Annotated in this window: 19 protein-coding genes; 15 read left to right on the top strand and 4 right to left on the bottom strand. The window is 71.6% G+C overall.

The annotated features are described in order from the left end of the window. Positions 1-17: 17 nt before the first annotated feature. The 4 genes from cheB to BM396_RS28875 all read left to right on the top strand — a co-directional run bounded on the left by cheB (position 18) and on the right by BM396_RS28875 (position 4,050). A complete protein-coding gene (cheB, locus tag BM396_RS28860; RefSeq protein WP_043386917.1) occupies positions 18-1,238 on the top strand; it encodes a chemotaxis-specific protein-glutamate methyltransferase CheB in 1,221 nt (406 codons plus the stop codon). Then, complete coding sequence (locus tag BM396_RS28865; protein ID WP_043386914.1) at positions 1,235-2,098, top strand: CheR family methyltransferase; 864 nt, start codon at positions 1,235-1,237, stop codon at positions 2,096-2,098. The genes cheB and BM396_RS28865 overlap by 4 nt, the downstream gene beginning before the upstream one ends. Before the next feature lie 171 nt (positions 2,099-2,269). Then, positions 2,270-2,887, top strand: coding sequence for a hypothetical protein (locus tag BM396_RS28870; protein ID WP_043386912.1), 618 nt, complete (start codon positions 2,270-2,272; stop codon positions 2,885-2,887). Positions 2,888-3,033: 146 nt separating this feature from the next. Beyond that, complete coding sequence (locus tag BM396_RS28875; RefSeq protein ID WP_043386909.1) at positions 3,034-4,050, top strand: asparaginase; 1,017 nt, start codon at positions 3,034-3,036, stop codon at positions 4,048-4,050. Between the two features lie 100 nt (positions 4,051-4,150). Here the strand turns inward: BM396_RS28875 and BM396_RS28880 are convergent, their stop codons facing one another. Beyond that, positions 4,151-4,405 (bottom strand): hypothetical protein, encoded by a 255-nt coding sequence (locus BM396_RS28880; protein ID WP_043386906.1) that lies wholly within the window; start codon positions 4,403-4,405, stop codon positions 4,151-4,153. A 295-nt stretch (positions 4,406-4,700) separates the two neighbouring features. Between BM396_RS28880 and BM396_RS28885 the strand changes: the two genes are divergently transcribed. From BM396_RS28885 to BM396_RS28920, 8 genes are all read left to right on the top strand, one after another. Next, positions 4,701-5,045, top strand: coding sequence for a hypothetical protein (locus tag BM396_RS28885; protein WP_043386904.1), 345 nt, complete (start codon positions 4,701-4,703; stop codon positions 5,043-5,045). Between the two features lie 195 nt (positions 5,046-5,240). Next, positions 5,241-5,531 (top strand): hypothetical protein, encoded by a 291-nt coding sequence (locus tag BM396_RS28890; protein WP_051044756.1) that lies wholly within the window; start codon positions 5,241-5,243, stop codon positions 5,529-5,531. A gap of 147 nt (positions 5,532-5,678) precedes the next feature. Continuing rightward, positions 5,679-6,587, top strand: coding sequence for a CBS domain-containing protein (locus BM396_RS28895; protein ID WP_091995250.1), 909 nt, complete (start codon positions 5,679-5,681; stop codon positions 6,585-6,587). Further along, a complete protein-coding gene (locus BM396_RS28900) occupies positions 6,584-7,903 on the top strand; it encodes an HlyD family secretion protein (protein WP_043386900.1) in 1,320 nt (439 codons plus the stop codon). Before BM396_RS28895 ends, BM396_RS28900 begins: the two co-directional genes overlap by 4 nt. A gap of 8 nt (positions 7,904-7,911) precedes the next feature. Then, positions 7,912-10,656: a ribosome-associated ATPase/putative transporter RbbA gene (rbbA, locus tag BM396_RS28905; protein ID WP_043386950.1), complete on the top strand. Its 2,745-nt coding sequence runs from the start codon at positions 7,912-7,914 to the stop codon at positions 10,654-10,656. A gap of 19 nt (positions 10,657-10,675) precedes the next feature. After that, positions 10,676-11,797 (top strand): ABC transporter permease, encoded by a 1,122-nt coding sequence (locus BM396_RS28910; protein WP_043386898.1) that lies wholly within the window; start codon positions 10,676-10,678, stop codon positions 11,795-11,797. Between the two features lie 103 nt (positions 11,798-11,900). Further along, complete coding sequence (locus BM396_RS28915) at positions 11,901-13,757, top strand: PHA/PHB synthase family protein (protein ID WP_043386895.1); 1,857 nt, start codon at positions 11,901-11,903, stop codon at positions 13,755-13,757. Between the two features lie 12 nt (positions 13,758-13,769). Continuing rightward, positions 13,770-15,167 carry a bifunctional enoyl-CoA hydratase/phosphate acetyltransferase gene (locus tag BM396_RS28920; RefSeq protein ID WP_043386893.1) on the top strand — a complete coding sequence of 466 codons (1,398 nt, stop codon included), beginning with the start codon at positions 13,770-13,772 and terminating at the stop codon, positions 15,165-15,167. 288 nt (positions 15,168-15,455) lie between these two features. On the opposite strand, the gene BM396_RS28925 is transcribed toward BM396_RS28920, so the two are convergent. Further along, positions 15,456-15,824: an SPW repeat protein gene (locus tag BM396_RS28925; RefSeq protein WP_043386891.1), complete on the bottom strand. Its 369-nt coding sequence runs from the start codon at positions 15,822-15,824 to the stop codon at positions 15,456-15,458. Positions 15,825-15,901: 77 nt separating this feature from the next. Here BM396_RS28925 and BM396_RS28930 point away from each other — a divergent pair, with 77 nt between their 5' ends. After that, positions 15,902-16,783, top strand: coding sequence for an RMD1 family protein (locus BM396_RS28930; protein ID WP_347568044.1), 882 nt, complete (start codon positions 15,902-15,904; stop codon positions 16,781-16,783). Here BM396_RS28930 and BM396_RS28935 read toward each other — a convergent pair. Continuing rightward, positions 16,773-17,339 (bottom strand): flavodoxin family protein, encoded by a 567-nt coding sequence (locus BM396_RS28935; RefSeq protein ID WP_075380915.1) that lies wholly within the window; start codon positions 17,337-17,339, stop codon positions 16,773-16,775. The genes BM396_RS28930 and BM396_RS28935 overlap by 11 nt on opposite strands. Before the next feature lie 191 nt (positions 17,340-17,530). Between BM396_RS28935 and BM396_RS28940 the strand changes: the two genes are divergently transcribed. Both BM396_RS28940 and BM396_RS28945 read left to right on the top strand, forming a co-directional pair. After that, positions 17,531-18,349, top strand: coding sequence for a universal stress protein (locus BM396_RS28940; RefSeq protein ID WP_043386946.1), 819 nt, complete (start codon positions 17,531-17,533; stop codon positions 18,347-18,349). A 206-nt stretch (positions 18,350-18,555) separates the two neighbouring features. Next, positions 18,556-18,975 (top strand): CBS domain-containing protein, encoded by a 420-nt coding sequence (locus BM396_RS28945; protein WP_043352646.1) that lies wholly within the window; start codon positions 18,556-18,558, stop codon positions 18,973-18,975. Between the two features lie 262 nt (positions 18,976-19,237). Here BM396_RS28945 and BM396_RS28950 read toward each other — a convergent pair. Further along, the coding region (locus tag BM396_RS28950) for a transposase (RefSeq protein ID WP_139239499.1) at positions 19,238-19,580 on the bottom strand (343 nt) is incomplete at its 5' end.

Below are 19,580 nucleotides of genomic sequence, written 5' to 3' on the forward strand. Positions count from 1 at the left end.
TACCCGAGGCAAGCATCATGGCCCTGAGTCCCGCGGTTGCTCCGCTCCGTACACCCACCACCCCGAGCACGACCGCATCCGCCACCACGATCCGGGTTCTGGTGGCCGATGATTCCGCCGTGGTGCGCGGCCTCGTGGCCCGCTGGATCGGCGAGGCCGGATTCGAGCTCGTCGGCACGGCCTCGAACGGCCGGATCGCCCTCGAGCTGATGGCCAAGCACGACCCGGACGTGGTCCTGCTCGACATCGAGATGCCGGAACTCGACGGCACGACCGCGCTGCCGCGCATGCTGGCCATGAGCCCGAGCGTGCAGGTCGTGATGATGTCGACGCTGACCACGCGCAACGCCGACATCTCGTTGAAATGCCTCGCCCTCGGGGCGGTAGACTACATCGCCAAGCCCGAGAGCAGCCGTGGCGTCACCACCTCGGACACGTTCCGGGTCGAGCTGATCGAGCGCGTCCGCGTGTTCGGCTCCGCCCGCGCGCGGAGCCGGCGCCCCGCCTTCGGCCATGTGCCGGCCACCCCGCACGCCCCCGCCGGGCCTGCGGTCGGGCACCACGCACCCGCGGTCGTGGCGCATCCGGCGCCGGCCGCCGCGCGCCCCGCGACCCCCTTCACGCTGCGGCCCAAAGTCCGCAACCGGACCCAGCCCCGGGCCCTGCTGATCGGCTCCTCCACGGGCGGCCCGCGGGCGGTGGGCGAGATGCTGGAGGGAATCGGCTCGGCCGCCCTGCGCCGTCTGCCGGTCCTGATCGTCCAGCACATGCCGCCGATCTTCACCGCGGTCTTCGCCGAACACCTCGCCACCCGTACCGGGCTCCCCGCAGCCGAGGGCAAGGCCGACGAGCGGGTCGAACCGGGCCGCATCTACGTGGCCCCGGGCGGCCGCCACATGGGACTGGCCGCGGCCGCCGGCGGCCCGATCATCAAGCTCACCGACGGCCCGCCGGTGAACTTCTGCCGCCCCGCGGTCGACGTCCTGTTCAAGGACGCGGCGGTCGTGTTCGGCGCCGCCACCGCGACCGTGATCCTCACCGGCATGGGCTCGGACGGCACCAACGGCGCCCGGGCCCTCACCGAGGCCGGCGGCCCGGTTCTGGCCCAGGACGAGGCCACCAGCACGGTCTGGGGCATGCCGGGCAGCGTCGCGCGGGCCGGGCTCGCCGAGGCCGTGCTGCCCTTGCCCGAACTCGCGACGGCGCTCCGCGCCATGATCACGGGGCAGCCGGCATGACCGAACTCGAGTTCGAATTCCTGCGCAGCTTCCTGAAGCAGCGCTCCGGCCTCGCGCTGACGCCGGAGAAGCGTTACCTCGTGGAGAGTCGGCTGACCCCGGTCTGCCGCCGCTTCGGGCTTGCGAGCCTGGGCGACCTGATCGGCGCCCTCAAGCTCGCCCAGAACGGAACGATCGAGCGGGCCGTGGTCGAGGCCATGACCACGAACGAGACCTTCTTCTTCCGCGACCGGATCCCCTTCGACCTGTTCCGCGACACGCTCCTGCCGGACGTGCTGGCGCGCAATGCCAGCCGCCGCCGGCTGCGGATCTGGTGCGCGGCGGCCTCCACCGGGCAGGAGCCCTACTCGCTGGCCATGCTGCTCCAGGAGGCGGCGCCGCGGCTCGCCGGCTGGCAGGTCGAGATCGTCGCCACCGACCTGTCCACCGAGGTGATCGAGAAGGCCAAGCTCGGGCTCTACAGCCATTTCGAGGTTCAGCGCGGCCTGCCGGTGCAGTGGCTGATCAAGTACTTCACCCAGGTCGGCGAGCAGTGGCAGATCGCCCAGAGCCTGCGCAGCATGGTGGATTACCGCCAGCTCAACCTGCTGCACAGCTTCGCCTCGCTGGGCCAGTTCGACGTGATCTACTGCCGCAACGTGCTGATCTACTTCGATGCGCCGACGAAGTCGGACGTGCTGGCGCGGCTCGCCGCGCAGCTCGCACCGGAGGGCGCGCTCCTGCTGGGGGCCGCCGAGACGGTGATCGGCCTCACCGACCGGCTGTCGCCCAACCCGAAGCACCGCGGCCTCTACGGCCATTCCGAGGCCGCGGCGCGCCCGGCCGAGGCGCCGCCGCTGCGCATGGCCGCGAGCCTCTGAATTCAGCGATCGGGGTTCCCGGTCGCGCCCCGGCTCCGGGCCGTCCCTGCACCCGGCACCGCGACGGGGATCCGGGCGGTTCCGGAAACGCGGCCTTAAGACTCGCGTGGGTAATTTGCACACGGACCCGCCGCCGGGCGAATCCGGCTCATCCGTGACCCGAGCCCCCTCATGAGTACCGTCTCATCCACCGCGACATCGCAGCTCTCCGCGCAGCGATGGTCGCCGCCTCCGTCGCCCAAGACCCAGATGTCCGACACGATCAGCAGCGCGCTGTCGGCCGGCACGATCAGCAGCACCGACGCGACGGCGCTCACCAGCGCCCTGAGCAGCATCGATTCGAGTCTGTCGTCGGACAGCTCCGCCTCGGGCAGCACCACGACCCGGTCCAAGCTCGACCCGTCCTCCATGAAGGATCGGATCGACGGCCTGATCGCCGATCAGGTCAGCAGCGGCAGCCTCACCACCGACCAGGCCACGGAGCTGAAGAACCTGTTTTCCAGCCACGGCCAGAGCATTCAGAGCGCGGACGCCACCGGCGACGTGTCCGGGCCGGACGGTCCGCCGCCCGGCCCCCCGCCCGGTCCGCCGCCGGGGAGCGCCGCCTCCGGCAGCACCGGCAGCGGGACCTCGTCCTCCACGTCGGTGACGCAGTCGACGAACGACCTCCTCTCGACCTTCATGCAGCAGCTCCAGAGCAGCCAGTCGGTCGGCGCCGGCTATGGCGCCAACGGCACCACCAACAGCAGCAGCAGCCTCTCGGCCCTTCTGGTCGACTTCCAGAGCTGAGCCGGCGGTGCGGGCGTGGCCGGCCGAGGGGGCCGCCCGCCCGACGCATCGCCCGCCTGCGCGCGGCCGGGGTCGACCTCGGCCGCGCGACGCGGCATCACTCCGCCATCGCATTCGCGCGACCGGACAGGGTCGGGAGGCACGGCATGGCGGCAGGATCGGGGACCGGATTGCCCAAGGTCGCGTTCATCGGCACGGGCGGGACGATCTCGTCCCTCGGGCGCGACACCCTCGACATCCTCGACTACACCGCCACCGACCGGCGCCTCGAAGCCGGCGGCATCCTGGAGGCGGTCCCGGAACTCGCCACCGTCGCCACGGTGGTGCCGGTCCCGTTCCAGGCGGTCCCGAGCCCGGCGATCGGATTTGCCGAGTGGCGCGACCTCGTGCGCCTGTGCGAGCGCCTCGCGGCCGAGCATGCGGATCTCGCGGGAATCGTCATCGGGCACGGCACCGCCACCCTGGAGGAGACCGCCTACGCCCTGAGCCTGACCCTGACGATCGATCTGCCGGTGGTGCTGGTCGGCTCGCAGCGGCCGATGAGCGCCCTCTCCACCGACGCCAAGCTCAATCTCGTGGCCGCGATCCGCACCGCCGCGGCGCCGGCCTCCCGCGGGCGCGGCGTGCTGGTGGTGCTCAACGACGAGATCCAGGCGGCGCGCGAGGTGACCAAGACCTCGGTGGCCCGGCTTCAGACGTTCCGGACGCCGGATTTCGGCGTGCTCGGCCATGTCGACGGCGACAGCGTCCGCTACTATCGCCGCTCCGAGCGGGCGCACGCACCGGGCACGCCCTTCGACATCCGCAGCCTGCCCGCGCTGCCGCGGGTCGATATCGTCTATGGCTACGCCGACGCGGACGGCACCGCGGTCCGGGCCTTCCTGTCGGCGGGCGCGCGCGGCCTCGTCGCGGCCGGTCTTGCCCCGGGCATGACCCCGCCGGCCGAGGCCGAGGCCCTGGAGGCGGCGGCTGCCGCCGGGATCGTGGTGGTGATGTCGACCCGGGCCGGCAGCGGCGTCGTCCCGCTCACCACCCGGCTGCGCACCCGCGGCATCCTCAGCGCCGACAACCTCACCCCGCAGAAGGCCAGAATCCTGCTGGCCCTGGCGCTGACCGTCACGACGGAGCCGGAGGCGGTGGCGCGGCTGTTCGCGACGTATTAGGGCACCGGCCGCCCGAAGGGGGACCGGCTCGGCGCGAGAGGGGGGCGGGGCCGCGGTTCGGCCCGATCCGCGCCGGGGTCGTCCGCGCCCGGCCGGAGGATCACCGGGTGCAGCCGACGCAGATGCCGCGGGTGATGGCGTCGTCGCGGATCTGCTCCGGCGTGCGCCGCTGGATCTGGCTGCTCTCGTCGACGTCGATCTTGTCCGGTTTCGGCACGGTCGCACCGCTCTTGGCGATGTAGTCGCTTCGGTTGGCCGCAACATCCATCGAATCCGGCCTGTCGCCGGCCCGGACCAGAGCCGACGAGACCACCGCAAGAGCGATCGAACATCCGAGAACGAGAGGATACCGCATGGCCGCCTCCGCCGTAGAGGTAGAGCGTGTGACGGCATCACAGACCGATCCGGGTTCCCCGCATTGACCTATCGCAAGGCTCGGCCCGCGTGCGGCGCCGGGCTCGTCGTCATCGGCCCGGTCGCCGTTGCGCTAGATCAAGGCTCGCCGGCCGGGGGCGAGCAGAGTTTGCCGCGGGTCCGCGCCCCGCATCCGGGCCGTCGAGGACCGCATCGTCGCTCTCGTCTGGACGGAACGGCCGGGCAGCGGCAGACCGGATCGCCCGTGAACCCGCAGCCAGCCATGGAGACGCGCTATGACGGACAGCCACGCACACGAGGTCGTCGAGCATGAGGGCCGGGGCGGGGAGGGCGCCCATCCGGATGAGCGCTTTGCCGGCCGCATCGGCGAACACGTGAGACGGGCCCTGCAGGACATCCTGAAGAGCCCCGAAGCGCTGCGGCAGGCGATCCATCTGGGACCGCACGAACACGCGCTGAGCCGCCGGGTGGCCAACGGCCACGATCCGGCCGCAGTGGCGGCGCTGCTCGCCGCCGGCGGCGTCGGCTTCGGGGTGGCATGGCTGATCTTCGGCCAGCATTGGCACCGCACGGATTACGTCGCGCGCCGGATGAGCCACAGCAGCGAACGGATGGCCTGACGCCGTTTCACGGCCCGCCGGGCCGAAGCCTGCGGCACCGGCCTGCGCGCGGGACCCCGGTCCCGCACGGGGGAGGGCGCCGCCTGTCGCCTTACCCCGGCGGTTGCGCCGTCCCGTCGGCCCGCACGTTGCGCTGGATCAACGCCCAGGCTGCGCCGGCAGCGATGAATGGCAGACCTGCGAAGAGGTGAAGCCATGAAACGCGATCTCGCTACGAACCTGAGCGAAGAGACCGAACGGGTCGGCGCCCGCATCGACAAATCCTACGAGAAACTGGCGCTCAAGCTGCGGCGGCGGGCCGACAAGGCGCGCGCGGCCATGGTCAAGTGCAAGAACCGCATCAAGCGGGCCGTCCTCCAGCGGCGGTTCGAGATCTACGCGAATGCCGCGCGCGATATCGACCAGTCCGTGATGGACCGGCAGGCCTCGCCGGGACCGGTGCTGCGGCTGAAACCGGACGAGCGGGGCACGCCCGCTCAGACGTGATTCCGGGCCGCGGCGGGCCCTCCGTCCGTCCGGGCTTGATCCAGCGCAAGGCGGGCCGAAGGTTGGGCTGCGCACCCTGCTCCGTGGCCGGCCGCCCTGCCGATGCCGGTTGATCGATGCCCCGATCCCAAGCCGGGGAGGTTGTGAATGCCAGCGCTCACCCCCGTTCCGGATCAGGCCCCAGGGCCCGATGCCCCGTCGCCGTCCGCGGGCGACCGGTCGCACCTGAGGCTGCATCCCCTGTGCGCCCGGCAGATCATGTCGGCGCCCGTCGTCAGCGTCTGCCCCGACACGGCCCTGCGGCGCGCGATCGATCTCATGCTCGACGCCGAGATCAGCGGCCTGCCGGTCATCGATGCGCAGGGCGCGCTCGTCGGCATGGTGACGGAGGGCGATCTGCTCCGCCGGGTCGAACTCGGCACCGAACACCGCATGTCGCGCTGGATCGCGTATCTGCGCAGCCCCGGCCGGCTCGCCGAGGATTATGTCCACGCGCACGGCCGGCGGGTCGAGGCGGTGATGTCCAGCCCCGTGACCACCGTGACGGAGGACACGCCCCTGAAGGCGATCGTCGAGACCCTGATACGGGCTCGGATCAAGCGGGTGCCGGTCCTGCGCGGGCACGCCGTCGTCGGGATCGTGAGCCGGGCGGATGTCGTCCGGGCTCTCGGCACCGCCTTGGACGCGGACGGGACTGCGGGCCACCGCAGTGATGTCGAGATCCGTCAGGACATCCTCGCGGCCTTCGACCAAGCCGTCTGCATCCCGAAGGCCACCATCGCGGTCGCCGTCCGGCACGGAACGGTCGAGCTCCACGGCTGGATCGCCGACGAGCGGGAGAGGGGCGCGGTGCGCGCCGCCGTCGACGGCGTTCCGGGCGTCGTCGCCCTGCGCGACCATCTGACGTGGGTCGAGCCGATCACCGGCACGGTCCTGCCGGGCCCAGACGACGCCCGGGCGGAGGATTCCGCCGCCACGCATCCCGCCACGCATCCCGCCACGCATCCCGCCACGCCTGCCGACAGCGCCGTACGGATCGAGGGCGCGTCCCCATGAGCGTGGACACCGTCCTGCCCTCCGTCAGCGCCCGCAACCGGACGGCGGAGGTGCTTCGTGACAAGGTCGTCCCCGCGCCCGGGGCCAGCGTCCCGTCTCCCGCGCCATGCCCCCCCGCCGGGCCGGATCGGCGATCACGCGGCCTGTGGCTCACGGCCGCCATCGTGCTGCTGATTCTCGCCGGGGGCGGCTACGGGTGGTGGAAGGCCCACCGCCCGTTGCTGCCGCCGGGCTTCGCCTCCGGGAATGGCCGGCTCGAAGCGAACGTGATCGACATCGAGACCAAGTTCGCCGGCCGTATCGCGCGTCTTCTCGTCGAAGAGGGCGACCTGGTGCGGGCCGGGCAGGTCGTCGCCGTGATGGATACGCGGGATCTGGAGGCGCAGCTGAGCCAGGCGGAGGCGCAGATCCGCCAGGCCCAGAAGGGCGTGGAGGAGGCGGAGCGGACCCTCGTCCAGCAGCAGGCCCAGGTTCTCGCCACCCAGGCCGCGGTCAGCCAGGCCGAGCGCGCCGTCGCGGAGGCCCGCGCCAACATCCAGGAGCGGCAGAGCCACGTGAAGCTCACCCAGCAGGAGCTGAGCCGCTCGACCTATCTCACGGCGCGGGGCTACGCGTCCGCCGAGCAGCTCGACACGCGCCGGCAGGCGGCGGACGAGGCGGCCGCGGCGCTGAGCGCGGCCGAGGCGCGGTTCGGCGGCGGCGAACATGCGCTGGAGGTCGCGCGGAAGAACGCCGACGCGGCGCAGGCCGCCCGGGAGGCGGCGGCCGCGCGGGTCGGCGCGGCCCGGCACGCCCTCGAAGCCCAGACGCAGAGCGCCGCCTTTATCCGGGTCAACATCGCCGACAATTCCCTCGTCGCGCCGCGCGACGGGCCCATCGAGTATCGCGTCGCCAATGTCGGCGAGGTCCTGGGCGCCGGCGGCAAGGTCTTCACGATGCTCGACGCCGCTGACGTCCGCATGGATGTCTACCTGCCGACGCCGGAGGCGGGCCGTGTCCGGATCGGCGCGGAGGCGCGCATCGTGCTCGACGCCTATCCTCGGCACGTCATCCCGGCGCGGGTGGTCTTCGTCTCGAGCCAGGCGCAGTTCACGCCGAAGACCGTGGAGACCCGTGACGAGCGCGACAAGCTGATGTTCCGGATCCGGGTGCGGATCGACCCGGAGCGCCTCCGTGGACGCGAGCGCCTCATCCGCAGCGGGTTGCCCGGGATCGCCTATGTGCGGACCGACGAGACGGCCGCTTGGCCGGCCTCGCTCCTCCCGAGCCCGCCGCCGGCTGCACCGGCTCCCGCGCCGATCCCCACGGCGCCCTGAGACGCGTGATGGGGCCGCCGGATCTCACCGTCGCCCGGGTCGAGCATCTCACCCACCGCTACGGCCGGACCGTCGCACTCGACGACGTGACGCTGGCGATCCCCGGCGGCCGGCTCGTGGGCCTGATCGGGCCGGACGGCGTCGGGAAGTCGTCGCTGCTCGCGATTCTCGCGGGGGCCCGGCGGCTTCAGGCGGGCCGCGCCACGGTCCTCGACGGCGACATCGCGCAGGCTCGGCACCGGGCGGCCGCGTGTCCGCGGATCGCCTACATGCCGCAGGGACTCGGGCGCAATCTCTACGCCAGCCTCAGCGTGCGCGAGAACGTCGACGTCTTCGGCCGGCTGTTCGGGCAGGAGCCGGCGGAGCGGGACGCGCGGATCGCCGAACTCCTGGCCGCCACGGGGCTCGCGCCCTTCGCGGACCGCCCGGCCGGGAAGCTGTCCGGCGGCATGCGCCAGAAGCTCGGCCTCTGCTGCGCCCTGATCCACGATCCCGACCTGCTGATCCTCGACGAGCCGACCACCGGGGTCGATCCGCTTTCGCGCCGGCAGTTCTGGGAGCTGATCGGGCGCATCCGGGCGCGGCGCCCGGCCATGTCGGTGCTGGTCGCCACGGCCTACATGCAGGAGGCGGAGGCCTTCGACTGGCTCGTCGCCATGAACGACGGCCGGGTGGTCGCCACGGGCTCCCCGGAGGGGCTTCGGCGGCGGACCGGCGCGGCCGGCGTCGAGGCCGCCTTCACGGCCCTGCTGCCGCAGGCGGACGCGCCCCCGTCCCGGGCGCCGGTGCCGCCCAGGGCCGCCCCCGGGCGCGACCGGCCGATCATCACCGCCCGCGACCTGACACGGCGGTTCGGCGCCTTCACGGCGGTGGACCGCGTCAGCTTCGACATCCTGCCCGGGGAGATCTTCGGGTTCGTCGGCTCGAACGGCTGCGGCAAGACCACGACCATGAAGGTCCTGACCGGCCTCCTGCCGCCGAGCGAGGGCGAGGCGCTCCTGTTCGGGGAGCCGGTCGCCGCGGGCGGCATCGCGGCGCGCCGACGGGTCGGCTACATGTCGCAGGCCTTCTCGCTCTATGCCGAGCTGACCGTCCGGCAGAACCTCGCCCTGCATGCCCGCCTGTTCCGGCTCAGCCCCGAGGCCAGGCGCGCCCGGGTGGCCGAACTCGTCGCGCAGTTCGACCTCGCCCGCCACGTCGATCAGCGTGCCGAGGACCTGCCGCTCGGCATCCGGCAGCGCCTGTCCCTGGCGGTGGCCGTCGTCCACGGGCCCGAACTCCTCATTCTCGACGAGCCGACCTCCGGGGTGGATCCGCCGGCACGCGACCGCTTCTGGGCTCTCCTGCTCGATCTCGCGCGCCGCCAGGGCGTGACGATCTTCGTGTCGACCCACTTCATGGCCGAGGCCGAACGCTGCGACCGCCTCGCGCTGATGGATTCGGGGCGGGTCCTGGCCATCGACACCCCCGCGGGACTGGTGGCGCGCTGCGGGGCCGCCACCCTGGAGGACGCCTTCGTGGCCCTCCTCGAACGGGCCGGAGCCGGCGGCACCGGAGCGCCCCCGCAGACGCCCGCGATCACGGAGGCGCGGCTTCCCCCGTCCGGCCCCCGGACGGACGGCATCATCCCGTTCAGCCCGCACCGGCTCCTCGCCTGCGCGCGTCGCGAGGCGCTGGAACTGGCGCGCGACCGGATCCGCCTCGCCTTCGCGGTCCTGGGCACGACCTTCCTGATGCTGGTCTTCGGCTTCGGCATTTCCACCGACGTGAACAGCGTCGCCTTCGCGGTGCTCGATCACGACCGGAGCCACGCGAGCCGCGCCTATCTCGAGGACCTGCGCGGCTCGCGCTATTTCGTGGAGACCCCGCCCCTGTCGGGGTTCGGCGATCTCGAGCGGCGGCTCGCCCGGGGGGACATCGCGGCCGCGATCGAGATCCCGCCGGGCTTCGGCCGGGACGTGGCCCGCGGGCGGCCGACGCAGGTGGCGGCCTGGATCGACGGAGCCCGGCCGTTCTTCGCGCAGACCATCCGGGGCTACCTGTCGGGGGTGCACCAGCGCTATCTGTCCGATCCGCGGCGATTTCCTGCCAAGGCCGATCCGGCTCCCCAGGCCGAGATCGCGGTCCGCTTCAAGTACAACCAGGATTTCGACAGCATCTTCGCGATGGTGCCGGCGCAGATCGCCCTCCAGCTCGCCCTGATCCCGGCGATCATGATGGCGCTGGCGGTGGTGCGCGAGAAGGAGCTCGGCTCGATCACCAATCTCTATGTGACGCCCCTGACGCGCCTGGAATTCCTGCTGGGCAAGCAGCTCCCCTATATCGGCTTGGCGCTCGTCAATTTCGCGCTGATGGTCCTGCTGGCCCAGTTCGTCTTCGGGGTCCCGCTGAAGGGGAGCGCCTCGGTCCTGGTCGTCGGCACGCTGATCTACGTGACGGCGACGACGGCCTACGGGATGCTGGTCTCGACCTTCGCGCGGACCCAGATCGCGGCCCTGTTCGGCACCGCCATCATGACCGTACTGCCCGCCACCATGTTCGCCGGGATGCTCGTCCCCGTGGCCTCCCTGTCGGGCCTGGGGCGCATCCTGGGGCGGCTCTTCCCCATGACCTATTACCTGCCGGTGAGCCTCGGGGCCTTCACCAAGGGCCTCGGCTGGGCCGACCTCGCCGGCAGCCTCGCCATCCTGGCTGTATTCGTCCCCGTCCTGACCGCGGCGGCCTGCCTGGCGATGCCCCGGCAGGAATCCTGATCGCGGACGGGACTGCGCCGTGGCCACCCTCGCGAACATCGTCTGGCTCGGGACCAAGGAGCTGCGCAGCTTCGGGCGCGACTACGTCCTGCTGGGCCTCGTCGTCTACAGCTTCTCCCTCGCCATCCTGGCGCAGGCGCAGAGCAGCTCGCAGGAACTGCACAACGCCGCGATCGCCATCGTCGACGAGGACCGCTCGACGCTGTCCCGGCAGATCACGCAGGCCTTCCTGCCCCCCCATTTCAAGCCGCCCGTCGCCATCGCCGAACGGGACATCGTCCCGGCGCTGAACGCGGGCACCTACACGTTCGTGCTCGACATCCCGCCGCGCTTCCAAGCCGACCTGCTCGGTCTGAAGCCGGCCCGGCTCCAGCTCGACATCGACGCCACCGCGATGGTGCAGGCCGGCCTCGGCGCAGCCTACGCGCAGCAGATCGTGGCCGACGAGGTCGCCCGCTTCGTCAGCCGCGCAGGGGGGCCGGCGCCGGCGCCGGTCGCACTCGTCGCGCGCATCGCCTTCAACCCCAATGCCGAGACGGCGTGGTTCACGAGCGTGATGGGGATCCTCAACAGCGTGACGATGCTGGCCATCATCCTGGCCGGTGCGGCGGTGGTGCGGGAGCGCGAGCGGGGGACGTTGGAGCACCTGCTGGTGATGCCGGTCACGCCCTTCGAGATCGCCATGGCGAAGGTCTGGTCCAACGGCCTCGTCATCCTGGTGGCCGTGGGCCTGTCCCTCGTCCTCGTCGTGCGGGGCCTGCTGCACGTGCCGATCATCGGCTCCATCCCGCTGTTTCTGGTCGGGACGGCGGCGTACCTGTTCTTCGCGACGGCGATCGGCCTGTTCCTGGGCACCCTCGCGCGCTCGATGCCGCAGCTCGGCCTGATCTACCTCCTGGTCTACCTGCCGCTCGCCATGCTGTCCGGGAGCAACACGCCGCTGGAGAGCATGCCGCCCTGGCTCGCCACGCTCCTCCAGGCTTCCCCCACGGTCCATTTCGTGGCCTTCGCGCAGGCGATCCTCTACCGGGGCGCCGGTCTCGACGCGGTCTGGCCCCGCATCGTGGTGGTGAGCGTGATCGGCGCCGTGTTCGTCGTCGCGGCGATCCTGCGGTTCCGCAAGACGGTCGCCCTCTCGTGACGTCGGGGGACCGCGGCCGGGGGCCGTCCGCCGCACCTTGATCTGAATCACGGGACGGCGGCTGCGCCTGCCGTACCCTGCGCGGCGTCGCAGGAGACCGTGCATGCTCGACGCTGAGGTGAGAGACCGGGCCGAGACGGCCGCTGAGCCGCCGCGGCCCGGGTTGCGTCTGCGCCCGATCCCGGAGGTCCCCAGCCCGGCATCCCGGCCCGATCCCCCCGAGGACGAGGACGATCTGGCGCCGGTCCGGCGCGCGATCGATCAGAGCGTGCACGCGTCCGTCGCCCGGATGACGGCCGGTCTCTCCCCCGCGGCCCTCGCCGAGGCGTGGTTCGACTGGGCCATCCACGCGGCCTTCTCGCCGGGCAAGCAGGCCACATTGGTGATGAAGCTCCTGCGGAAGCAGGTGCGCCTCGCGCAGTTCGCCGCCCGCAGCGCCGTCCTGCAGGGTCACGCTGCGCCGTGCATCGATCCGCTGCCCCAGGACCACCGCTTCGACGATCCGGCCTGGCAGGTCTGGCCCTTCAGCCTCGCCTGCCAGTCGTTCCTGCTGACCCAGCAATGGTGGCACAACGCCACGACCGGCGTGCCCGGCGTGTGCCGCGCCCACGAGACCATGGTCGCCTTCGCGGCGCGCCAAGTCCTCGATGCCGCCGCGCCCTCGAACCTGCCCTGGACCAATCCGGTCGTGCTGGGCGAGACTGTGCGGACCGGCGGTGCGAACCTCGTCACGGGCCTGCTCAATGCCGCCGAGGACGCCCAGCGCGCGGCCGACGGTCTGAAGCCGGTCGGCGCCGACGCCTTCCCGGTCGGCGTCGCGGTGGCGGTCTCGCCCGGCAAGGTCGTGTTCCGCAACCGGCTGATCGAGCTGATCCAGTACGCCCCCAACGTGCCCGCGGTCCGGCCGGAGCCGGTGCTGATCGTCCCGGCCTGGATCATGAAGTTCTACATCCTCGATCTGTCGCCCGAAAACTCTCTGGTCCGGTACCTCACGGGCCAGGGCCACACCGTCTTCATGATCTCCTGGCGCAATCCCGGTCCGGAGGACCGGGACGTGTCCTTCGACGATTATCGCCGGCTCGGCGTGATGGCGGCCCTCGAGGCCGTCGCGGCCATCGTTCCCGGCCATCCGATCCACGCGGCCGGGTATTGCCTGGGCGGCACGTTGCTCGCCATCGCGGCCGCCGCGATGAGCCGGGACGGCGACGCGCGCCTCGCCTCACTCAGCCTGTTCGCCGCGCAGCTCGACTTCACCGAGGCCGGAGAGCTGACGCTGTTCATCGGCGAGAGCCAGATCAGCTTCCTGGAGAGCCTGATGCGCAGCCAGGGCACCCTCGATGCCCGGCAGATGGCCGGCGCCTTCCAGCTCCTGCGTTCGAACGACCTGATCTGGTCCCGGATCGTCCGCGACTATCTCCTGGGGCGGCGACAGCCGATGACAGACCTGACGGCCTGGAACGCGGACGCGACGCGCCTGCCGGCGCGGATGCACGCCGAATATCTGCGTGGCCTGTTCCTCGACAACGATCTCGCGGAGGGGCGTTTCCTGGCCGGAGACCGGCCGGTCTCCATCAGCGACATCCGCGTCCCGGTCTTCGCGGCGGCCACGGAACGCGATCACGTCGCGCCCTGGCGTTCGGTGTTCAAGATCCACCCCCTCGCCGATACCGACGTCACCTTCGTCCTCGCCAGCGGCGGCCACAATGCCGGGATCGTCGCGCCGCCGGGGCGGAAGCAGGCCCATCATCGGATCCGCACCACGCGGGCGACCGACCGTTACCGCGATCCCGACACCTGGATCGGGCAGACGCCCCAGTGCGAAGGGTCCTGGTGGCCCGCCTGGGCCGCCTGGCTCGCCGAGCGGTCGGGGCCGCCCGCCCCGCCGCCCGCGATGGGCGCGCCGGCCTCGGGCTACGCGGTGCTCGGGGACGCGCCCGGCGCCTACGTGCTGGAAGCCTGAGCGGGTGGCCCGATGGAACCGCCCCGCTTCATCGAGAACCGCACCTTCGACGAGATCGCGGTGGGCGACACCGCCAGCCTGACCCGCACCCTGCAGGCGCAGGACATCAGCCTGTTCGCCCTGGCCTCCGGCGACGTGAACCCGGCCCATCTCGATCGGGATTATGCCGCCGAGGACCGGTTCCACGGGGTGATCGCGCACGGGCTCTGGGGCGGGTCGCTGATCTCGGCGGTGCTCGGCACCGAGCTGCCCGGGCCCGGCACGGTCTATCTCAGCCAGTCCCTGCGGTTCCTGCACCCGGTCCGGATCGGCGACACCGTGACGGCGCGCGTCACCGTGCGCGCCAAGGAGGCCGCCGATCAGCGGGTCCGCCTCGACTGCGTCTGCCTGAATGCGCAGGGCGAGACGGTCATCACCGGCGAGGCCGAGGTGCTGGCCCCCGCCGACAAGGTGCGCCGGCCGCGCGTCCTGCTGCCGGAGGTCCACCTGCACGAGCGGGGCGTGCATTGGAAACCCATGCTTGCGGCGGCGCGCCGCTTCGCCCCGGCGCTGACGGCCGTCGTCCATCCCTGCGATGCGGTCTCGCTTGAGGGCGCGCGCGCCGCGCGCGAGGCCGGGCTGATCGTGCCGATTCTGGTGGGGCCGCGGTCGAAGATCGAGGCCGCGGCGCGCGCGGCCGGCCTCGTCCTCGACGGCATCGAGATCGTCGACGCGCCCCACAGCCACGCCGCGGCGGAGAAGGCGGTCTCCCTCGCCCGCGCCGGCCGGGTAACGGCGCTGATGAAGGGCGCGCTCCACACCGACGAAATCCTGGCGGCCGCCATCGCCCGGGCGACGGGCCTGCGGACCGAGCGGCGCATGAGCCACGTCTACGCCCTCGACGTGCCGAGCTACCCCAAGCCCCTGTTCCTGACCGATGCCGCCGTCAACATCGCGCCGAGCCTGGAGGAGAAGCGCGACATCGTGCAGAACGCCATCGACCTCGCCCGCGCGCTCGGCATCGCGCAGCCCAAGGTGGCGATCCTCTCGGCCGTCGAGACGGTCTCCACGAAGCTCGGCTCGACCCTCGACGCGGCGGCCCTGTGCAAGATGGCCGGGCGCGGGCAGATCATGGACGGCCTCGTCGACGGGCCGCTGGCCTTCGACACCGCCATCTCCCGCGCCGCCGCCGCCGCGAAGGCCCTCGTGTCGCCGGTCGCGGGCGAGGCCGACATCCTCGTGGTGCCGGACCTCGTGTCGGGCAACATGCTCGCCAAGCAGCTGATCCATCTCGCGGGCGCCGACGCTGCCGGTCTGCTGCTCGGCGCCCGTGTCCCGATCATCCTGACGAGCCGCTCCGACAGCCCGGAGGTGCGGCTGGCCTCCTGCGCCCTGGCGCAGCTCTTCGCCCACCGCTCCGGGACGCCCTGATGGATCCGATGCTCAGCGGGGGGAACGCCGGCGCGCCGCGCCTCGAATGCGCCCCGAGGGGCCACGGCAGCGTTACGAGCGTCACGACCACGATGGCTTCACGGCCCTCGACGGACCGAGGGCGGACCCGCGCTCCCGAGCGGTCGATCCCCGACGGGGGCTCCAGCGCATCGGCGCGGGCGCCACGCCTCCAGGGCCGGATCCGGCGAGGGCCGGAACGGCGGCCCCCCGGAGGACGAGGCAGGCCGCGGCACGGCGAGGGTTGCGGGCCAGGGGGGCGGCGCCGGCTCAGACCTCGTAGGCCGACGGGGATTCGCGCAGACGCCAGACTTCGGAACTCGCCGAGATGACCAGCGCGATGCCGAAGCTCACATGCGCCCACGTCGCCACCGTGGCCTCCTGGAAGCCGAGCGCCCAAGGGGCCAGGCAGACCCAGAGTCCCGCTGCCGCGATGGCGTAGACCTCCCAGTCGTAGGTCTGCATCAGCGCCAGCACGGCGAGGATCGCGACCGTGGTGCCGAAGATCCAGGCGTTCCAAGCCGCGGCGGTCTCGGACGCGAATCCGAAATACCAGGGCGCCGCGATCAGGCCGATGCCCAGCAGGAGACTCAATCCGTTCAGGAAGATGTCCTGCGATTGATTGTCGATGGTGCGCATCCTCCGCTCCCTCAACGGGTCCGGCGCGCGTGTCGCCGCCGTGCCCGGGACCGTATTGCGCGGGGCGACGGGACACCTTGCGTTGGATCAAACCGGGCGCCGGGTCCCTCTCGCGGCCGGGCATCGGATCGACGCGGTCGGGGGTTCCGCTGAGCCAGGACACGCTGCCGGTCGAACCGCAATGCCTGATCGCCCGCGCCCGGATCCTCGGCGACCGCATCGATACGGCGGGTCTCGAACGCAACGACACGCTCGCGATCAACCCGCTCGCCTTGCGGGTCGGGTGCGGTTTCGCGGTGGTCTTCCGCTACGGGGTCGTGGTGACGGTCGGGCTGTCTCCGAGCGAGGTGGAGGCGATGGCGGTAGGCCTGCTGTCGCGCGTCCGCGGTCCCGTGACGCGGCCGGAAGAGGAGACCGCCACGATCGAGATCGGGCCGGATCACGACGATCAGGTCGTGCCCGGCGGCCGGATCGCCATCCGCCAGCTGACGCCCGGGCGCCTGATCGTCATCGCCGACATCCTCGCCAAGAGCACGGCGCTGGCGCAGAACGAGATCGAGGTCGCGGCTGTCTTCGACGTGATCGAGCCCTTGGCGCGGCGCCTGGCCGAGACGGGGCGCGCATCGGGCGGCCGTCGGGCCGTCCTGAAGCATGTCGGCAGCACGCTGCTCGTCCAGCACAGGGTGTCGGGGCGCGTGGCGGTCGAGGAGAAGCCCGAGGTGCTGTGGGATCAGCCGGGCCTGGAACGCCTCTACGCGCGCCTCGAGGACGAGTACGAGCTGCGGGAGCGGACGGCCACACTGAATCGCAAGCTCACCGTGATCGGCGCGACGGCGACCGCGCTCACCGACCTGATGCACACGAACCGCTCGTTGCGCCTGGAGATCGTGGTCGTCCTGCTGATCGCCCTCGAGATCGCGATCACGTTCCTTCCCCTGCTGCCCGCCTTCAGGCGATGAGGCCGCCGCCCGGAAGGCCGTCCGGACCGGACCGATCCGGCGCGTTGCCGTCCGCGCGGGGCCGGGCCGGGGCCGCGTCGCTCAAGCCGCGACGCGCCGTCTGGGCAAACGCGTCCAGGGACGGGCGATACGCGCCGGTCAGGACCTGGCGTTGTGTCAACGAGAGGGTGGGCATGCCGGCGCAGCCGCTGATCTGCTCCAGATCCCGGAAGAAGGCGGCCTGCGCGCCCCCCGAGCCCGAGACGGCGACGCCGAGCAGGTGCGGCGGCGCCCCGGCCTCCTGGAGGTAGGTCCGCACCGGCCCGGGAAGCCGGCCGGCCCAGACGGGTGAGCACAGGACGACCGTCTTGAACGGCGCCGGATCGAAGCGCTTCCGGATCGGCGGCCCGATCCGACGGAGCGCATGCCACAGGCCTCTCACGAATCCCGCCGCCCCCGCATAGGAGACCGCAGGCGTGATCCGATCGAGGTCGGCGCCGAGCGCGGTCGCGAGCGCCCGGGCCACCACGTCGGTCGTGCCCGAGCGCGAATAATAGACGACCAGGACGTCACGCATCGCCCGCCTCCGCGTGCCCGAGTGAGCCGCCAGGATCCGCCTCTGTCCCGGGCGCGGCATTGAGGGACATCAAAGGCCGGTCGTCCGGCCTCTTTGCGATGAATCAAGGCTCGCCGTGCCCATCGGCGCACCCTGGCGGCCTGGACCGGAACGCGGATCGTCCTCCGGTTCGCCCTCACAGGATGCGCGCCATGATCAAGGATCTGCTCATCGTCGCGGACGCGGTCGGAGAGGCCGCCGGGCCCTACGCGCTGTCCCTGGCCCGGGAGGTCGGGGCCGCGGCCGGATGCCTGTACCTCCAGCCGGAGGGCGGCGATGAGGCCCCCCTGGCGGAGCTGCCCTATGGCTTCGCCCTCTCGGCCCGTGAGGCCGCCCTCGCGGTGGTGCGCGATGCCGCCGACGACCTGTCCTACGCCGCCAGAACCGCCGACGTGCCGATGGAGATGGAAACCCTGAGCGGGAGCGCGGGCGACATCCGGAGCCGCCTGCTGGATCGGGCCCGCCTCGCCGATCTCATCGTGGTCGAGCGGGCCGATCCGGGCCGCGACAAGCCGGCGGATGCCTATATCGAAGACCTTCTCCTCGGAGCGGGCCGGCCGATCCTCGTGGTGCCGGCGCGGTGGGGCCGGCCGGCGCGGTTCGGCGCCGTCACGGTGGCCTGGGACGGCAGCGCCGCGGCTGCACGGGCGCTGGCCGATGCGCTGCCGCTCCTGAGCCGCGCCGAGCGCGTGCGCGTCCTCACGGTGCAGACGGAGGCGGTGGCCGGCGTCAGCGAGGGCGGCGCCCGCGTGGTGAAGCATCTGGGTCGCCACGGCATCGCCGCCGATTACCGCGCGATCATCAGCGGCACCACCGTCGGCGAAACCCTGCTGGCGGAGGTCGCCCAGGCCGGCGTCGACCTTCTCGTGATGGGGGCCTACGGCCATTCCCGCCTGCGCGAGGTCTTCCTCGGCGGGGCGAGCCGCGACCTCCTCCGCAGGATAACGGTGCCGACCCTGATGGCGCACTGAGCCGCGGAAGGTTTCGCGCACCGGTCGCCGGGGCCCGCGGAACGCCTGTGCTTCGGGCGCGAGCTTCGGACGAAGTCTTGAGCTGAACGAAACTTCCGTTGACCTGCATCAATGCCGGTCATTCCAGCCGGAAGAGGGTTTCAGACAGAATCCGCGCGGAGGCGATTCCGGGGCGGATCCGAAACCATCAGCACGAGGCCAAGCTCATGAAAGTCCGTGACGTCATGCACAAAGGTGCGACTTTCGTCTCGGCCGAGACGCGCGTCGACGTGATTGCGCGGCAGATGCGGGATGCCGATGTGGGCGCGCTGCCCGTCAAGTCGGACGGCCACTTGGTCGGCATCGTCACCGACCGGGACATCGCGTGCCGCGCCCTGGCGGACGGCAAGGACCCGCAGACGATGACCGCGACCGACGTGATGACCACCCGGGTCGCCTGCTGCGCTCCGGATGACGATCTCGCTCTGGCGATCAAGATCATGGAGAACAAGCGGGTCCGCCGCCTTCCGGTCATCGATGCCGACCAGAAGCTCGTCGGCATGGTGAGCCTCGGGGACATCTCCCATAAGGTCGGCGCCGGGCTGTCGGGCGAGGTTCTGCGCGCCGTCTCCGCGCATCATCGCTGACGAAGGCGCGCGGGCAGGCCGCCCTGGGACCGACGGCTGGATCCCGGCCCCCCCGCGCACGCCTGCGGTGCGGATGGAGATCCTGTGTGGACAGCCTGAGGCTGTCTCGATGTCTTGTTGATGTCGTCGTTTTTCCAAATATTCGTATTCTGATTATCGTTTATTTTCGTGTCTTCTGGCGCGGTTGATCTTGAGGTGAATCAATGCCGCATCGGGGTGCGGGCCCTACCGATGCGGACCACTTCTTGAGTATCCGTGTTGGTCAAGTGTGGTTTGGAGCCCAGGGCCGATTGTCCCTGATGAGGGCGTTTGCCATGACGATGAGCCTGCGCATGATGGCCACAAGAGCGACCTTTTTCTGCTTTCCGGCGGCGGTCAGCCGATCATAGATAAGCTTGAGGTCCACGTTGAAGCGCGCGGCAACGATGGCGGGAAAGTAGAGCGCTTGGCGTAGCGCGGCCCGCCCACCTTGAATCCGCTCCTTGCCTTGCCATCGCCCTGATTGTTGCGAGACAGGAGCAAGTCCGGCCAGGCTGGCGGCCTGCTTGCCTTCCAGTTCGCCGAGTTCCGGCATGTCGATGGTAAGCGTAACGGCGGTGACCTCG

Origin of the sequence: Methylobacterium sp. UNCCL125 (assembly GCF_900116795.1) — a bacterium.
Lineage (GTDB): Bacteria > Pseudomonadota > Alphaproteobacteria > Rhizobiales > Beijerinckiaceae > Methylobacterium > Methylobacterium fujisawaense.

What these genes read in the sequence shown, in the direction of transcription:
- cheB (WP_043386917.1), top strand. Translation starts at nt 18, where the DNA reads ATGGCCCTGAGTCCCGCGGTTGCTCCGCTCCGTACACCCACCACCCCG.
- BM396_RS28865 (WP_043386914.1), top strand. Translation starts at nt 1,235, where the DNA reads ATGACCGAACTCGAGTTCGAATTCCTGCGCAGCTTCCTGAAGCAGCGC.
- BM396_RS28870 (WP_043386912.1), top strand. Translation starts at nt 2,270, where the DNA reads ATGAGTACCGTCTCATCCACCGCGACATCGCAGCTCTCCGCGCAGCGA.
- BM396_RS28875 (WP_043386909.1), top strand. Translation starts at nt 3,034, where the DNA reads ATGGCGGCAGGATCGGGGACCGGATTGCCCAAGGTCGCGTTCATCGGC.
- BM396_RS28880 (WP_043386906.1), bottom strand. Translation starts at nt 4,405, where the DNA reads ATGCGGTATCCTCTCGTTCTCGGATGTTCGATCGCTCTTGCGGTGGTC.
- BM396_RS28885 (WP_043386904.1), top strand. Translation starts at nt 4,701, where the DNA reads ATGACGGACAGCCACGCACACGAGGTCGTCGAGCATGAGGGCCGGGGC.
- BM396_RS28890 (WP_051044756.1), top strand. Translation starts at nt 5,241, where the DNA reads ATGAAACGCGATCTCGCTACGAACCTGAGCGAAGAGACCGAACGGGTC.
- BM396_RS28895 (WP_091995250.1), top strand. Translation starts at nt 5,679, where the DNA reads ATGCCAGCGCTCACCCCCGTTCCGGATCAGGCCCCAGGGCCCGATGCC.
- BM396_RS28900 (WP_043386900.1), top strand. Translation starts at nt 6,584, where the DNA reads ATGAGCGTGGACACCGTCCTGCCCTCCGTCAGCGCCCGCAACCGGACG.
- rbbA (WP_043386950.1), top strand. Translation starts at nt 7,912, where the DNA reads ATGGGGCCGCCGGATCTCACCGTCGCCCGGGTCGAGCATCTCACCCAC.
- BM396_RS28915 (WP_043386895.1), top strand. Translation starts at nt 11,901, where the DNA reads ATGCTCGACGCTGAGGTGAGAGACCGGGCCGAGACGGCCGCTGAGCCG.
- BM396_RS28920 (WP_043386893.1), top strand. Translation starts at nt 13,770, where the DNA reads ATGGAACCGCCCCGCTTCATCGAGAACCGCACCTTCGACGAGATCGCG.
- BM396_RS28925 (WP_043386891.1), bottom strand. Translation starts at nt 15,824, where the DNA reads ATGCGCACCATCGACAATCAATCGCAGGACATCTTCCTGAACGGATTG.
- BM396_RS28935 (WP_075380915.1), bottom strand. Translation starts at nt 17,339, where the DNA reads ATGCGTGACGTCCTGGTCGTCTATTATTCGCGCTCGGGCACGACCGAC.
- BM396_RS28940 (WP_043386946.1), top strand. Translation starts at nt 17,531, where the DNA reads ATGATCAAGGATCTGCTCATCGTCGCGGACGCGGTCGGAGAGGCCGCC.
- BM396_RS28945 (WP_043352646.1), top strand. Translation starts at nt 18,556, where the DNA reads ATGAAAGTCCGTGACGTCATGCACAAAGGTGCGACTTTCGTCTCGGCC.